Genomic DNA, 15,487 nt, shown 5'->3' on the forward strand with positions numbered 1-15,487 from the left:
CTACATGGCTTGATTAAAGGGCATCGAGCCTTACTTTTGTTATCATTCGATATCATGAATGCATGAGTTCAATATTAAGGTCTTGATCAATATCAACTTACTGATAGTTTAGTAATTAATAAAAATAACACACAGCTAGTCAGTGGATGTATCTATGATTGATCGCTTGCACGAGAAAGGCGTTAGTGCCTTGTCAAAATTCAAAGTTCCTCACTTATCTCTTGGTGTCGTTGCTGCTTCGCTATTAAGTGCATCAGCAATGGCCCAAACAGAGACCACTTATAATACGGCTCATTCAAACGACGAGACTCGCCCTAATATTCTATTGATTATGGCAGATGATTTGGGGTATTCCGATTTAAGTGCCTATGGCAGTGAAATACACACTCCAAATATTGATGCGTTAGCGACTCAGGGGCGTATTTTAACCAATTTCCACACTTCGGCGGTATGTTCGCCTACTCGAGCAAGTCTGATGACAGGCGTTGATCATCATTTAGCGGGTATCGGTAATATGGGGGAAGTAGTTGGCATAAATATCATTAAAGATAATCCGATTACTGCACCTTGGGGGAAATCTAATACTTATGATTTTGATCACATTCCAGAAGGATATCGTGGTCATTTAAGTGAGAAGACTGTCACAATGCCAGAGTTGTTATCCGATGCTGGTTATCATACTTATATGGTTGGAAAGTGGCATTTGGCATACGATGTTAAGGCGCCAGATAAAGATCATAAAACTTGGTACAGAATAAATAAAAGCGCTTTGCCATATGCGCGTGGGTTTGATAAATCATTTATATTGGTAAATGGAGGAGGATCGCATTTTGCTCCATCTAGTCCACCGACACCGCTAGACATCACTATGTATGCGGAAGATGATCGAGTGTTTCCATCTAAAATGCTGCCTAAAGATTTCTATTCTACAGAGTTTTATACCAATAAATTAATAAGCTACATAGATTCAAACTTGAAAGACGGTAGGCCTTTTTTTGCTTATGCTGCTTATACGGCACCCCATTGGCCATTACAGGCACCTCAAGCAGATATTGACGCACAAAAAGGGCGCTACGATGCAGGTTACGATGTTATCAAGCAGCAGCGTTTGGCTAGAATGAAACGCCTTGGTCTAATTGACAATGTAATGTTACCGGCTAAAGAGTCTCTTGGTGAAAAACATTGGAATGAGTTGAATGCCGAAGAAAAGTTAATAGAAGCTAAATCCATGGAGATTTACGCAGCGATGGTAAGTAATTTAGACCGACATGTTGGTCGGTTGGTTTCGCATTTGAAGGAAATAGGTGAGTATGACAATACTATTATTGCCTTTATGTCAGACAACGGTGCTGAGGGGGCAGCGGCGTTTATGCCTCGAATTCCTGGAACTAAGGTAGATAACTCATTAGAGAATATGGGTAAACCCGGCTCTGTTGTCGCTTATGGCTCTCGTTGGGCTGAGGTGGGTTCTGCACCTTTCCGTTTGTTTAAAGGTTTTACTGGGGCAGAAGGAGGAACTGCCTCTCCACTAATAATTAAGCTGAATGCCCAGAAAGAACAAAGGCCGACATCGTCTGCTCGTGTTCAAGTAACGGATATGCTGCCTACCTTTTTGGAAGCGGCGGGCGTTGAGATGCCTAAATCAACTTATCAAGGTAAAGCTATTTATTCCCCAGAAGGCGTTTCTTTGCTAACAGCTTTACAGCAACCTCAAGCTTTTTCAATAGTTCACCCTGAAGGAACTGTTTTGGCGGATGAGTTGATGGGGGCAAGTTATGTTGTTCGTGATAATTGGAAGTTGAGTCAGCAAGCCACGATGAGTAAAACGCCAGTATTTAGGAAAGATGTACCTTGGGCACTTTATGATTTGTCGAAAGATCGAGGTGAAACTCTGGATTTATCGGCCCAACACCCAGAGCTTGTACGAGAGCTGAAAGGTGAGTTTGAAGAGTATATTCGACAAAATAATGTTATTGAGCATGCAGCGTCCTACAGTGGTCGATAAGTTCTGAAGTGACGACTGATGCAGTATTTAAGCTTTTAGCTGCTTCAGTCGTATGTTTTTATTGAAGGCGGTGTTATGAATCAGATTGTAGATCGAATTAATCACTTTGGGGTGATGGCTAAGCCAAGTGGCTCGGTCTGTAATATTGACTGTACTTATTGCTTCTATCTGGAAAAAGAGAACCTTTATCCAGATAGAAAAAAACAGTGGCGTATGAATGATACGACATTGGAAAATTACATTCGTGATCAGATACAGTCACAAAAAGGTGATGTTATTGAGTTTGTTTGGCAGGGAGGTGAGCCTACTCTTCTGGGCTTAGACTTCTTCCGTCAGGCTGTGACCTTTCAAGAGCAGTATAAAGGACGGAAAACGGTTACTAATGCTTTACAAACTAATGCTACTTTGCTGGATAAGGAATGGGCTTTATTTTTCAACAAGCATCATTTTTTAATTGGAGTTTCTATAGATGGTGATCGCATAAGTAATGACACTTATCGCCTTTCCCGAAAGGGCAAGAGTACCTTTGATGATACGCTAAAAGGGGTTGAGCTGCTGAAAAAGCATAACGTGGATTTTAATACGTTAACCGTGGTCAATGCTGAAAATGTGAGACGTCCCTTAAATGTCTATGCTTTCTTAAAGCGTATAGGCAGTCAATATATGCAATTCATTCCCTTGGTTGAACGTAAAGCCATTGTGCCTGATCGCGACGGTTTGATATTAATACAGCCTACTTTTGAAGGTGAATCAAATCTTGCTGAATGGTCAGTTCAAGCAAAAGCATACGGTAAATTCTTGAATACTATTTTTGATTATTGGATTCAAAACGATTTAGGAAAAGTTTTTGTGATGAATTTTGAGCAAACCATGAGCCAATTAGTTGGTCGGCCTGGTTCGTGTGTTTTTAATGAAACGTGTGGTAGCAGTGTCGCAATGGAATCTAATGGGGATGTTTATTCCTGTGATCATTACGTATACCCAGAGCATAAGCTGGGCAACATTAATGAAACCTCTTTGATTGATTTAGTTAATTTGCCGCAAAATCGTAAGTTTGGTCAAGATAAACGAGATAACATTAGTGTTGATTGTTTGCAGTGTGAGGTGCGTTCTGTATGTCATGGTGGGTGTCCAAAACATCGGTTTGAACCATCCAGTGACGGTTTGTTAAATCGCAATTATCTATGTGATGGGTTTAAATCGCATTTTTCTCATGCTGTACCAAAAATGTTGGAAACCATGAGATTATTGAATCATCAGTTGCCCATGAAAAAAGTTAAGCAAGAGATAAAGGGAAGATTTTATTCATAGCATAAAACGGTCCGAAAGGTCTTTTTTCTTTCTACTTAGTAGTGTATCGAGTAGAAAGAAAAAATCCAAAAAACAAGCATATAGGTGTCATTCTATACTAGTTAATTTGAATTGTTTGGGCCAATCGCGGTAGTTAAATACTTGGCCTTCTTTACGAATGCGGGCGATTTCGGATAGGTCTACAGTGGCGTACACCCAGCCTGCTTCGTTATCTTTGCCTTCTGCCAAAATGCCATTATCAGGAAAGCCATAATCCACTGGAGTGTAAATACTGGCGCGTCCTGTATTGACGTCTACCGCTTCTGACCAAGGCGCGTTGCCAATGGTTGGGGATTGCACCACGTAGCATTGGTTTTCTAAAGCGCGGGCTTGGCAGCCAATGCGCACTCGGTGAAAGCCTGCTTGAGTATCGGTGCAACTTGGCACCAATAGTAAATCAGCGCCTGCTGCGACTTGTCGATTAGCGATCATGGGAAATTCTGAGTCGTAGCATATATGAATGCCGATTCGACCAAGGTCAGTATCAATGACTTTAATCTCTTTGCCACCACTGATGTGCCATTGTTCATTTTCAAAACGCGTCATCATTAGTTTATCTTGATAATCAATCAGGCTTTTAGGACCAAATAGGTTCGCGCGATTTAGAAAACGTCCGTCTTGTTGTTCTGTTGGGAAGCTGCTGGCAAGAATCAATACATTGTGACGCTTTGCCAGTTCAGTATGTAGATCATGCCATTTAGCCAATAAAGTTTGCATGGCATGAAGCTGTTTCTGCAAGTCACTATAAACGGCTTTGCCAAACAGCGAGGCCAATTCCATGCTGCCGTATTCTGGGAAGACCAAAAGTTTAGCGTCTTGCTGAGCGGCATTGGTTACCCAGCGGTCTAGTTTTTCAGCAAACTCTTCCCATTGTGTGAAAAAGCCAATGTCGTATTGTGCCGTCGCCAGTTTAAATGCGCTCATATTATGTTATCTCGCTCATAGCAAGGACTTCATCCAAAAGGTCATGGGTTTAAGGGATTCTTCTTGTTCGCCAATTTCTTTCCAACTGAAATGAGTCGCGAGCTCTGGGCGCTTTTCATATCCACGATTACGCCAGAATTGATCCAGCGGTTGGTAATCAGCGGGGCGTGATGGGTGATCGTCTGGACGTTGTACGCCACAGAAGCAGGCGTACTTTATGCCTTCAAGGTTTTTAGCATGCTCTTCGCGATGATCGAAGAAGGCCACACCGGCACCTTGGCCGCGATACTCAGGTAAAAGTACCGATTCACCACAATAGAAAATGTCATCAAGGTTGTAACCGGCGTTGATAAAGGGCTGTGTTACTTCGTCGGTTTCATGGCGTAGTGGCAAACCGGTTGAAGCTCCAACAATTTTATTGCCATCAAAAGCCAAGACGATCACGCTATTGGGCGCTTCAATATAGGTTTGAAGGTAGCGTGCTTCGTAGTGTGTATCGCCATCATAAAGATAGGGGAAGTCACGGAACACGCGCATACGTAGTTGAGCCAGTTCATCAATGTACTGGTTCAAGGAAGGGCCAGATAAACGTTGGAATGTCAGCATAAGGGGGCGCTCTACGGTTTATCAGTTATTCATCAGTAAGCGTATTTTACGCGGATACTTGTGCGATCCAGTCTTCTAAGTTGTAGTAATTCGTGACGCGTGCCACTTTACCGTCGCGAATATCGAAGAAAGCGCCAGCCGGTAGTGTATAAGTTTGGCCGTTTGCTTCTGGCAAACCTTCGTCGGTGGCGATGTATTCACCCAATACCGTAAACTCAACCGCAGCACGATCGCCCGCAGGGTTGGACATAACAACGATATCAGTAATGGTTTCCTTGTAGTTTGTGTTCATGCGCTCCATGAAACGAGCAAAGGTTGCTTTGCCTACTTCGCGGTTGCCTTGGTTGATATCGTGAATGACATCCTCGGTTAGCAAAGACAGAAAGGTGTCCATGTCTTGAGCATTGAAAGCATCGTAGTATGCGTGCAGTAGTTCAACGGTAGTCTGACTCATGGCAAAGGCTCCTAAACATAAAAAAAGCAAAGGCAGAATGTTAATTATTTACGGAGCGTCGAGAAAGGTTTTTTTAAGGGATTGGCAAAAACAAGCAATTGCCTGTCGTCTGTGTAGGTTATTGTCGGTGATAAGCAACTGAGTGGTGTAGTTTGCTGATTAAAAAGTGACACTAAGGTGTATAAATCTGACTGCTTCGGGTAATGTTTTAGTGGAACGATGACTTGAGCAGGAAAATGATATGAGCATAGAGAAATCAAATGACGGTGTCTGTGAAGCGATTGAGACTATTATCAAGCCGCGAGAAAAGGACCTTGGTGAGTTTTCGGTAAGACGGACGTTGCCAACAACACAGCGTAAAACGGTTGGTCCATGGATTTTCTTTGATCATATGGGGCCAGCGAATTTTTCGGCGGGTTCCGGTGTTAATGTTCGCCCACATCCACACATCAATTTAGCAACAGTGACTTACCTGTTTGAAGGGGAGATATTACATCGAGACTCTTTGGGTAGTTACGCCACGATTACGCCAGGCGATATCAATTTAATGGTGGCTGGCAAAGGCATTACTCACTCGGAACGAGAACGCCCTGAGGTGAAGAATGTTCCTCATACATTGCATGGTTTGCAGTTATGGCTGGCTTTGCCTGAGAAAGATGAAGAAATCGAGCCAGCTTTTTATCATTACCCTGCGGCCAGTATTCCTTCTATAACAGTTGAAGGTGTACCGATTAGGGTTCTAATGGGAAGCGCTTATGGAGTGACGTCGCCTGTAAAAACCTATGCTGAAACCTTGTATGTCGAAGCGCACATGCAAGCGGGACAACGTTTAACCTTACCGAATACAGAAGAACGCGCCATTTATGTGGTGAAGGGCGGTTTAAAAATAAAAGAAACTGTGATCCCTGAGTTTTCCATGGTGATCTTGTCCGCCGCTGATGAGGTGGTTATTGACGCTACAGCGGGTTCGAGAATCGCATTTATTGGCGGTGAAAAAATAGGTAAGCGCTTTATCGAATGGAATTTTATTTCCAGTCGTAAAGAGCGTGTAGAACAGGCGAAACGAGACTGGCAGGCAGGGGTGTTTCCAAAAGTTATTGGCGATGAGGACGAGTTTATTCCGTTACCTTAAAAACATGTTTAACCATTTTATCGAGGGAATACCATGACGATTCATCTAGAAAAAAGTGAGATTGGTCGTTACCGACAAACGATTCGTATAGACCAGCACAGTATTTTTTCCGATGCCGCTGTTGCTTTAGGCGGAGAGGATAGCGCACCAGACCCTCATGATCTTTATGATGCTTCATTAGCAGCATGCAAAGCGATCACTTTGCTGATGTATGCCCAACGAAAAAAAATAGCATTAACCAGTGTGGATATCGATATTGAGCGAGATAACAGTCGTGAAGGCAAAGGTATTTATGTGCTTAATGTCAGCCTTACATTAAACGGTGATTTAACCGATGAGCAGCGTCAAAGCTTAGGGGTTATTGCAGAGAAATGTCCTATTCATAAATTGATGACGTCGGTTAGTACGGAAATTAATACCCTAGTCCGTTAGTAAATGTCTGATTCTATGCCCGTTTTAAGTTTGGATTTGTGGGTTTTAACGAGCTGGATCTTGGCGATAAAATTGACACAGTAGTCGGTAAACATCAGGCATCTCTTTTTTCATCATTTTAGGGTCTTCAAAAAAGGTCTCACTGCATACCGCGAAAAACTCGGCTGGATTGGTGAGAGCATATTCGTCTAGAGGTAGGTGTTTATGATGTTGCCAGTCATTTTGAAGGCGCTGGAAGGCTTCGGAGAATATGTCGTGCCATTCTCCAGGTTTCATATTTGGGTGCATAGGCGGAGCGCCATTGGCGCCATCTCGAAGCATGTCTAGCTTGTGGGCAAATTCATGAATGACCACATTACTGGCTTTGCCGTGACGGGCATGATCGCCTGTTTCTAGAATAGACTTCCACGACAAAATCAGTGGACCCCTCAGCCATGCCTCACCGCTTAATCCTCGACCTTCTGTATGTACGACACCATCTTCACTTTGATAAGGATGGTTGGCGATAAAGTCACTTTCGTACAAAATGATGGTTTTGCAGTGGTCGTACCAATCTAAGCCGAGATGTAAAATGGGCACGCATGCCATGGTGGCAAGCCTCAGGCACATGGCTTCAGTGAATTGAAATTCGGCACCAGGAATGACACCTTTACGAGCAAGGAAATGAAAACTCATCTCTCGAAGTGTGTCACGTTCTGTGTCTTGATAACGATCCATAACTGGCCAGTCAGCAATGGCGGATTCCCATTGTTCTACAGTAAATCCCATCGCTTTGATTCGCCTGTTTTCACACCAATTTTTTAGTTTTTTGAACATGGTTTTATCTCTACTGGATTCGAAAGTTTTTGTAATATGTTGTTCAATAACAGTCATGTAAGTGTCTTTTTATCACTCTTTAATGGGGCTAAAAGCTATTTTTAGTGATCATGAATAACAATAAACTTCCTTAGGCACAATCTATCCTTAATTCTTATGAATTCCTCCGACTTTGCTGGCTTAATCTCTTGTGAGTTTACTTATATCATAAGTGTCAAATTTATGACGTCATCCTTATGTTGAGGATTGGTTGAATCCAATTAGGCAACGAGAGAGCTTCTTTTGAAATTATTTTATCCTTCTTTATCTAATATGCGCGCCAATTCATTTTGGCTAATAAAACGATCTTTATTAACGTCTCTATTAATCAATTTAATAGGGTATGCACAAGCAGAAGAATCTGATGTGAAGGTAGACTCTGTTCCTGTGGCTAAAAACGTTCAATTAGAGCAAGAGTCAAAAGGGTATGCTTTTTCAAATCAAACGGTGATCGATCTGGCGAAAGAGTTGGCTCAATCTCCAATGAAGCCAGCCGAGAAGGCACCGCAGACCTTGACTGATATGAATTATTCTACTTACCGACAAATTAACTTTCAGCAGAACCAAGCGGTATGGGGAAACACGCCAACGAAATTTTCAGTCCAGCTATTTGCTCCAGGCTTTATTTTTAAAGATTTAGTATCTATTGATGTCGTTGAAAACGGTCGTGCTTTTCCATTGAGCGTATCGTCAGATTCTTTTACTACACCGAATGCTGAAATAAGTAAGCTTATTTCGCAGGTGGGGAAATACGCTGGTTTACGTTTGCATTACCCGATAAATGCCGCCGATATGAATGATGAATTTATTGTCTTTCAAGGAGCGAGTTATTTTCGAGCTATATCCAAAGGGCAATCCTATGGTTTGTCGGCGCGTGGTTTAGCAGTGGATGTGGCTGAACCTAAGGGCGAAGAGTTCCCTATGTTTAAACAGTTTTGGATTGAGCGCCCATCGTCTAGTCAGGATGCCATTGTTGTTCATGCATTACTGGACAGCAAAAGTGTTACAGGCGCTTATCGATTTGGTATTTACCCAGGAAAGCCGACTCGTGTTGATGTGAAAGCGACCCTGTTTCCACGAGTAGACCTAAAGAATGTGGGCGTCGCACCACTGACTTCTATGTTTATGTACAACAACTCGCTTGATGGTCCAGAGACTCCAGATTACCGTCCTGCCGTTCATGACTCCGAAGGTCTGCAAATCTTAACGGGTAAAGGCGAAATGGTTTGGCGTCCATTAAACAATCCTAAATCATTGCAAGTCAGTGCTTTCAGTGATGATTCTCCAAAAGGCTTTGGATTGATCCAGCGTCATCGTAGATTTGAGGACTACCAAGATCTAGAGGCCAGCTATCATACACGTCCTTCTGCTTGGATTAAGCCTCTGAATGACTGGGGTAAAGGCCATGTCGCGTTAGTTGAAATTCCTTCAAACGCAGAAACAAATGACAATATTGTTGCCTACTGGCAACCTGAAAAGGGTTTGAAGAAAGGTGAATCTTATACTTATAAGTATTTAATGACTTGGTCTAATGACACACCTGTAGCAATGGATTCCCCTCGAGTCGTTCGCAGTGCTAAAGGGGTGAAGTTGTTCAAAACGAACCCTGAAGTGGTGATCGATTTTAATAAGATGTCGGATGTAAATGTTGATGATCTTACGGTCGATGCAAGCATAAGTAATGGGAAAATTCTTGAAACCATTTTGGTCAAGAACCCACACAATAATGGTGTTCGCGTGTATGTATCTTTCGACCCTGAAGATGCTGCTTTGTCAGAATTGAGAGTCCAGCTTAAACAAGATGATGTCGCTGTTGCGCCGACTTGGTTATATCGTTGGATAAAGGAATAATTATGTTGTTAAAGGACAGTGTTGCTAAACAAGCATTGCCAAAGGTATCCCCTTTGACGATGCCGCGTCATACCGTTAACGAAGAATCTAAAGCTCGTAAAAATAGATTGCAGAGCTTTGCAGTTACGACATTTTTTTCTCGTTTGTTTGTATTAATTGGCACGGTCGGTTTGTCTTGGTATGGGGCAACCGAGATGTACGATGTGTTAAATACCAATGCCATTGCGGGTTTGCAGTGGGCTTTTTTAGTTTTATTTTGTATCAACTTTACGTGGATTTCATTTGCATTTTCACAGGCGACACTTGGGTTGATTTTCCAGATTTGGCCCTTTTCTAAAGCTCGTAAAGAGCAAGATGTTGATGGCGTTACGGCTATCTTGTTGCCAGTATATAACGAAGACCCTTTACGCATTCGAGCGAATATTCAAGCAATGCATGAAGACTTGGTCAAACAAGCACCAGGCAAATTTGCGTTCTTTATTTTAAGTGATACTAATAGAGCGGATGCTTGGATTGCTGAGGAACAAGCGTTTCGTCCGCTGCTAAATGACGATGACTCGGCCTGTCCTATCTATTACCGTCGTCGTTACAATAATGCTGAACGAAAAGCAGGTAACATTGCAGAATGGGTGACAGGTTACGGTGGCGATTATGAATGCATGATTGTACTGGACGCCGACAGTTTGATGGGAGCGGATTGCTTGATTTCACTTACTCGTCGTATGGCAGCTGAGCCAGGGGTAGGTCTGATTCAAACTTTGCCAACCATTATCCGTGCGAACACTCTGTATAGTCGTATTCAGCAATTTGCTAACCATTGTTTCGGTCCCATTTATGCGTCTGGCTTAGCGGCGTGGCATGGTTATTCTTCTAACTTTTGGGGACATAATGCCATTATCCGTACCAAGGCCTTTGCTGATGCCTGCGGTTTGCCGGTATTAGAAGGTAAGGCACCTTTTGGTGGTCATGTAATGAGCCATGACTTTATGGAAGCCGCGCTGTTACGCCGTGCAGGTTGGGGTGTGCGTTTTGATACGGATTTAAAAGCGTCATACGAAGAAGCGCCGCCATCGCTGGTGGATGTGATTGTTCGAGATCGTCGCTGGTGTCAGGGTAACTTGCAACATAAGGCGTTTGTCTTTGCTAAAGGCTTTCATTTTGCCACACGTTTGCATTTAATTTCTGGGATCATGTCTTATCTTAGTGCTGTTTTCTGGCTGCTGTTAATCGTTGTTGGTTTTGCTTTGGCCGTTCAGGCGTATTTTGTTCGCCCTGAGTATTTTGCTAATCCATCACTGTTTCCGACTTGGCCAGTATTTGACTTCGAAAAAGCACGCTCATTATTTGTTTTGTCGATGGCGTTGGTGTTAGCGCCTAAAGTCTATGGTTGGTTGGCTGCTATGTTGAACTTCCGCCGCTGCATGCAATTTGGTGGGCCGATCTTGCTGACATTGAGCACGTTGGTAGAGACCATTTTGTCAGCGTTGTATGCGCCTATTCTGATGTTGTCTCAGTTCCAAGTTGTATACGACGTTTTTAAAGGTCGCGACAGTGGTTGGAAACCACAATCCCGTGATGATGGCGCTACTTCATGGAAAGTCGCAGCACGTGCTCACTGTAGCCATACTTTGCTAGGTATTGGTTTAGCGGGCGGTGCTTTGTTCTTAAGTAAAGAGCTGTTTTATTGGTCTTTGCCTATCAGCTTCGGTCTGATTCTATCTATTCCATTGTCATGGCTAAGTGGTGGCGCTAAGCGTGGTAACGTGATTCATTACTTAGGGTTGATGCGTGCGCCAGAAGAAAAACGTCCGCACCCCATTATTACTATGCAGAGCCGCTACGACGAAGCGCAAAGCGAACTTAACTTTGATAGTGCTTCCTCTTCTTTGAAGCGTTTGTCATCTGATGCTGCGTTGTTTTATTGGCACCTTGCTCAAATGCCAGAAGATGAGCCAAATAAAGAGTTTTGTCGTGATTGGATTTGCGCAGAATGGCAGATTATCAACAGCGATAATATTCAAAGCCTTCTTGATCATCTTAACGAAAAAGAATGCCTTGCCATCTTGCAACACCGAGAGCTTATGGCGGCAATGGAAAAATATTTGCCAGAAAATAAGCAGCTTAATGAGCAGACAGAAGAGTTTGTGTTGGCTTAGTTTTATTATTATGTTTGTTTAACCTTGATGTAATGAAAAAAGGGGAATTCACTTAACAGGAATTCCCCTTTTTTTATGTGTTTATGTCAGTTACGTGGCTAGCTTCTAGAATAACCACCGGGGTTGTTGCTCCGATAGTTTCGGGTTTTACCATGCTCAGCCGCTTTCTTTGCCTGCTTTTCTCGTACGCGTTCTGCATCTTCAAAACTCAATTCAGCTGATTCGCGGGGTGTCTGGCCTTCTGGAATGATACGTTTCCGCGGTGGCAGTTCGAACTGTTCCGATGACACACGTGGCAAGTTTTTAAATTTATACAGATAGAATACTTCTACTTTCTCCCGTGCCCATTCAGTCTTCTTGAGAAATTTCATGCTGGATTCAATGCTGGGGTTAGTTTTGAAGCAGTTGATATTCAAGTAAGCGTATAGGATCTCAAAACCGTAGTGATCAACTAGTTGGGTGAGCAGTTCTTGTAAACCCAAACCGTGTAGTGGATTGTTTTCATAGTTGATCTCGTCTTTCATAAGAGTGTCCGATAATAAGTCGAATAATTGAAAAGGCATTATAAAGCGTCATCATACCTGTGACGGCTTAGACAATATACTAAAGGCTGTCTTTGCCGTTGTAGAAATGCTTATAAGTGCCCAGACCTGATGGTTTTCATAAATGCCTTTAAAGTGAACGCGATATTCAGACATAACTGTTAATATTAGTGATATAAAAGGCTTAGTTATCAATAGGTGGGAGGTAATGGATCACATGGATAAGCAGCATCCCCAAATACTTCTAACGGCAAGTGAAATGGGTGAGGCCGATAAAGCGGCGGTTCAGGCCGGAGTGCCTGCTATGGAACTGATGGCTGCGGCTGGCAAAGCAGTGGCCGATGCTGTGCTTGAACGATGGTCCAGATGTCGAGTGTTAGTGCTCTGTGGACCAGGCAACAACGGTGGTGATGGTTTTGTTGTTGCTCAATTTTTGCTCTCTGCTGGGTGGCCTGTGCGGCTGGCGTTTTGGGGGTCTGTTGAAACATTATCCGCTGAAGCGGCGTATTTTTACCAAGCCTGGCAGGGTGAGATAGAAGCGTTTGCAACGGATTTGTTAGATCAAACCGATTTGGTGATCGACGCTATGTTTGGGGCGGGTTTAACTCGGTCTCTGGAGGGTAAACCTCGCGATATGGTGGATGCCATTATCAAGCGTAAAATGCCTGTGTGTGCGATTGATGTTCCTAGTGGCGTTGATGGTACAACAGGTGCGGCATTTGGATTGGTTGCACCAGCAGAGTTAACGGTAACTTTCTTTCGTAAAAAGCCTGGTCATTTGTTGTTCCCTGGCCGTGGTTTGTGCGGCAAACTTGTTGTTGCTGATATCGGCATTCCCGCTCCGGTATTGGACGAGTTGAACCTTCATACTTGGGAGAATAGTCCTGAGCTTTGGTATCGAGAGTACCCTTGGCCTCGCTTAGATGGACACAAATTTCATCGTGGACACGCTGTTGTGTTTGGCGGTGAAAATATGACAGGAGCGAGTCGTCTAACGGCCCGTGCCGCTATGAGAATGGGTGCAGGCCTAGTTACGCTGGCTGTGCCAATTAAAGTGTGGGCAATATATGCCACAGCGATGACTTGTGTGATGGTGACTAAGTTAGAGCAGAGTCAGGAAGCGGAAGACTTTGAAGAGTTATTACTCGATCCGCGTCACAATGCCATTGTTGTCGGGCCCGGTGCAGGTTTGGCTGGATTCGAGCGAATACGTACGCGCAAAATTGTTTTGGCGGCGCTGGCGACGAACCGTCCTACTGTGTTAGATGCGGATGGTTTAAGTGCTTTTGCAGATGACCCTAAAATACTTTTCGAAGCGATTAATGGGCCCTGTGTTATGACGCCTCATGAAGGTGAGTTTGCTCGACTGTTCCCCGATATTAATGAAGAGCACGCTGGAGATAAATTAAGGCGAGCTCGGCTTGCTGCCAAATTAAGTGCTGCTGTCGTGATATTGAAAGGTGCGGATACAGTGATCGCTTCTCCTGATGGTCGAGCTATTATTAATTCCAATGCGCCTGCGGATCTGGCAACGGGCGGGTCAGGCGATGTTTTAGCTGGGTTTATAGTCGGATTGTTAGCGCAAGGTTTTGAACCATTTTATGCCGCAGCAGCGGCCGTTTGGATGCATGGTGAAGCGGCTTGTGAGGTTGGTGCTGGATTGATTGCCGAGGATTTACCTGATCATCTCCCCAAAGTTCTAACGGCATTCAAAAAGCAATATTACACCGACTAAGCGATGAGTATTCATCCATTATCGAATTAAAACGAAAAAGGCCTTGCCCTAATAACGTTTTTTAAACGTTTATGGGGCAAGGCCTTTTTAGAATCTAGTGTTCTAGATTGGTGGCTGAATTAGCTCACCATTTTGTGTGGGTCGATAACGAATTTCTTCGCTGCGCCACCATCGAAATCAGCGTAACCTTGTGGTGCTTGATCAAGTGAAATCATTTGTACGTTAACTGCTTTAGCAATGTCGATTTTATCGAACAAGATCGCTTGCATTAGCTGTCTGTGGTACTTCATTACAGGACATTGACCGGTGTGGAAAGAATGAGATTTCGCCCAGCCAAGACCAAAGCGCATGCTTAGGCTACCTTGTTTTGCGGCCTCATCAGTTGCACCTGGATCTTCCGTCACGTACAAACCTGGGATACCAATTTGTCCACCAGCACGCGTCATCTGCATCGCAGAGTTCAATACAACGGCAGGGGATTCTTGATGGTGGTTACACCCACAAGCATGTGCTTCAAAGCCTACGCAATCGACAAATGCGTCCACTTCACGATCACCAAGAATGGCTTCGATTTTATCTTGCATATCGCCTTCTTGAGTAAGGTCGATAGTTTCGCAACCGAAAGAACGAGCCTGGTTAAGGCGATCTTCCACCATGTCACCAACGATGACACAAGCCGCGCCAAGTAGGTGAGCGGATGCCGCTGCAGCTAGACCAACAGGGCCTGCACCAGCGATATAAACAGTAGAGCCTGGACCTACGCCTGCCGTAATACAGCCGTGGAAACCAGTAGGAAGAATGTCAGAAAGCAGTGTTAGATCTTGAATTTTTTCCAGTGCTTGATCGGCATCAGGGAATTTCAACAAGTTAAAGTCAGCGTATGGCACCATTACGTAATCAGCTTGACCACCAACCCAGCCACCCATGTCTACATAACCATAAGCTGCACCAGGGCGAGCAGGGTTAACATTTAAACAGATGCCTGTTTTACCTTCTTTACAGTTGCGGCAGCGGCCACATGCAATGTTGAAAGGAACAGAAACTAGGTCACCAACTTTGATGAATTCTACATCGCGGCCACATTCGATAACTTGGCCCGTGATTTCATGGCCTAGAACCAAACCACTCGGTGCAGTTGTACGGCCACGTACCATGTGTTGATCACTACCACAAATGTTTGTGGTGACAACTTTTAGGATAACACCGTGATCGCATCGGCGATTGCCAATAGCCAGCTCTGGGAAGGGTATAGCGTCCACTTTGACTGTGCCATTACCTTGGTAAATAACACCGCGATTTGCATGATTACTCATAACGACATCCTTTGTTTGAAGTTGTTTTTGTTTTTGTTTCTATGTCTGGTTATTTTGTCACCAGACATAAAAAGGATAGTTCCTTATGCGACATAAAGGCGTTCTGAAAACGACGGAAGCGCAATACTTCCT

13 protein-coding genes are annotated in these 15,487 nt (G+C 43.8%); 7 read left to right on the plus strand and 6 right to left on the minus strand.

Going from position 1 to position 15,487, the window contains the following annotated elements; translation table 11 throughout:
- Positions 1-154 precede the first annotated feature (154 nt).
- Together DFP75_RS00805 and DFP75_RS00810 are read left to right on the plus strand one after the other, a co-directional pair.
- On the plus strand, positions 155-2,005 hold the full coding sequence (locus DFP75_RS00805; RefSeq protein WP_110571606.1) for an arylsulfatase: 1,851 nt from the start codon (positions 155-157) through the stop codon (positions 2,003-2,005).
- A gap of 75 nt (positions 2,006-2,080) precedes the next feature.
- Positions 2,081-3,316, plus strand: a complete 1,236-nt coding sequence (locus DFP75_RS00810; RefSeq protein WP_217494998.1) for an anaerobic sulfatase maturase — start codon at positions 2,081-2,083, stop codon at positions 3,314-3,316.
- Positions 3,317-3,403: 87 nt separating this feature from the next.
- Here the strand turns inward: DFP75_RS00810 and DFP75_RS00815 are convergent, their stop codons facing one another.
- Genes DFP75_RS00815 through DFP75_RS00825 form a run of 3 tightly spaced genes read right to left on the minus strand, consistent with a single transcriptional unit; the run spans position 3,404 to position 5,339 of the window.
- Entirely contained in the window at positions 3,404-4,279 is an 876-nt protein-coding gene (locus DFP75_RS00815) for a carbon-nitrogen hydrolase family protein (protein ID WP_110571607.1), read from the minus strand.
- 15 nt (positions 4,280-4,294) lie between these two features.
- Positions 4,295-4,885 carry a GNAT family N-acetyltransferase gene (locus DFP75_RS00820; RefSeq protein ID WP_110571608.1) on the minus strand — a complete coding sequence of 197 codons (591 nt, stop codon included), beginning with the start codon at positions 4,883-4,885 and terminating at the stop codon, positions 4,295-4,297.
- 46 nt (positions 4,886-4,931) lie between these two features.
- Positions 4,932-5,339, minus strand: coding sequence for a ketosteroid isomerase-related protein (locus DFP75_RS00825; protein WP_110571609.1), 408 nt, complete (start codon positions 5,337-5,339; stop codon positions 4,932-4,934).
- Between the two features lie 241 nt (positions 5,340-5,580).
- Here DFP75_RS00825 and DFP75_RS00830 point away from each other — a divergent pair, with 241 nt between their 5' ends.
- Positions 5,581-6,471, plus strand: coding sequence for a pirin family protein (locus tag DFP75_RS00830; RefSeq protein ID WP_110571610.1), 891 nt, complete (start codon positions 5,581-5,583; stop codon positions 6,469-6,471).
- A 33-nt stretch (positions 6,472-6,504) separates the two neighbouring features.
- Positions 6,505-6,903 carry an OsmC family protein gene (locus tag DFP75_RS00835; protein WP_110571611.1) on the plus strand — a complete coding sequence of 133 codons (399 nt, stop codon included), beginning with the start codon at positions 6,505-6,507 and terminating at the stop codon, positions 6,901-6,903.
- A gap of 45 nt (positions 6,904-6,948) precedes the next feature.
- Here the strand turns inward: DFP75_RS00835 and DFP75_RS00840 are convergent, their stop codons facing one another.
- A complete protein-coding gene (locus DFP75_RS00840; RefSeq protein WP_245926903.1) occupies positions 6,949-7,776 on the minus strand; it encodes a M90 family metallopeptidase in 828 nt (275 codons plus the stop codon).
- Positions 7,777-8,001: 225 nt separating this feature from the next.
- On the opposite strand from DFP75_RS00840, the gene DFP75_RS00845 reads away from it, so the two are divergent.
- Entirely contained in the window at positions 8,002-9,609 is a 1,608-nt protein-coding gene (locus DFP75_RS00845) for a glucan biosynthesis protein G (protein ID WP_245926905.1), read from the plus strand.
- 2 nt (positions 9,610-9,611) lie between these two features.
- Positions 9,612-11,765 carry a glucans biosynthesis glucosyltransferase MdoH gene (gene mdoH, locus DFP75_RS00850; RefSeq protein WP_245926907.1) on the plus strand — a complete coding sequence of 718 codons (2,154 nt, stop codon included), beginning with the start codon at positions 9,612-9,614 and terminating at the stop codon, positions 11,763-11,765.
- 98 nt (positions 11,766-11,863) lie between these two features.
- On the opposite strand, the gene DFP75_RS00855 is transcribed toward mdoH, so the two are convergent.
- Positions 11,864-12,289 carry a VF530 family protein gene (locus DFP75_RS00855; protein WP_110571612.1) on the minus strand — a complete coding sequence of 142 codons (426 nt, stop codon included), beginning with the start codon at positions 12,287-12,289 and terminating at the stop codon, positions 11,864-11,866.
- A 226-nt stretch (positions 12,290-12,515) separates the two neighbouring features.
- Here DFP75_RS00855 and DFP75_RS00860 point away from each other — a divergent pair, with 226 nt between their 5' ends.
- Complete coding sequence (locus DFP75_RS00860) at positions 12,516-14,042, plus strand: NAD(P)H-hydrate dehydratase (RefSeq protein ID WP_220032608.1); 1,527 nt, start codon at positions 12,516-12,518, stop codon at positions 14,040-14,042.
- Between the two features lie 119 nt (positions 14,043-14,161).
- On the opposite strand, the gene fdhA is transcribed toward DFP75_RS00860, so the two are convergent.
- A complete protein-coding gene (fdhA, locus tag DFP75_RS00865) occupies positions 14,162-15,355 on the minus strand; it encodes a formaldehyde dehydrogenase, glutathione-independent (protein ID WP_110571613.1) in 1,194 nt (397 codons plus the stop codon).
- Between the last annotated feature and the right edge of the window lie 132 nt (positions 15,356-15,487).

Source organism: Marinomonas alcarazii (assembly GCF_003208215.1).
GTDB classification, from domain to species: Bacteria; Pseudomonadota; Gammaproteobacteria; order Pseudomonadales; family Marinomonadaceae; genus Marinomonas; species Marinomonas alcarazii.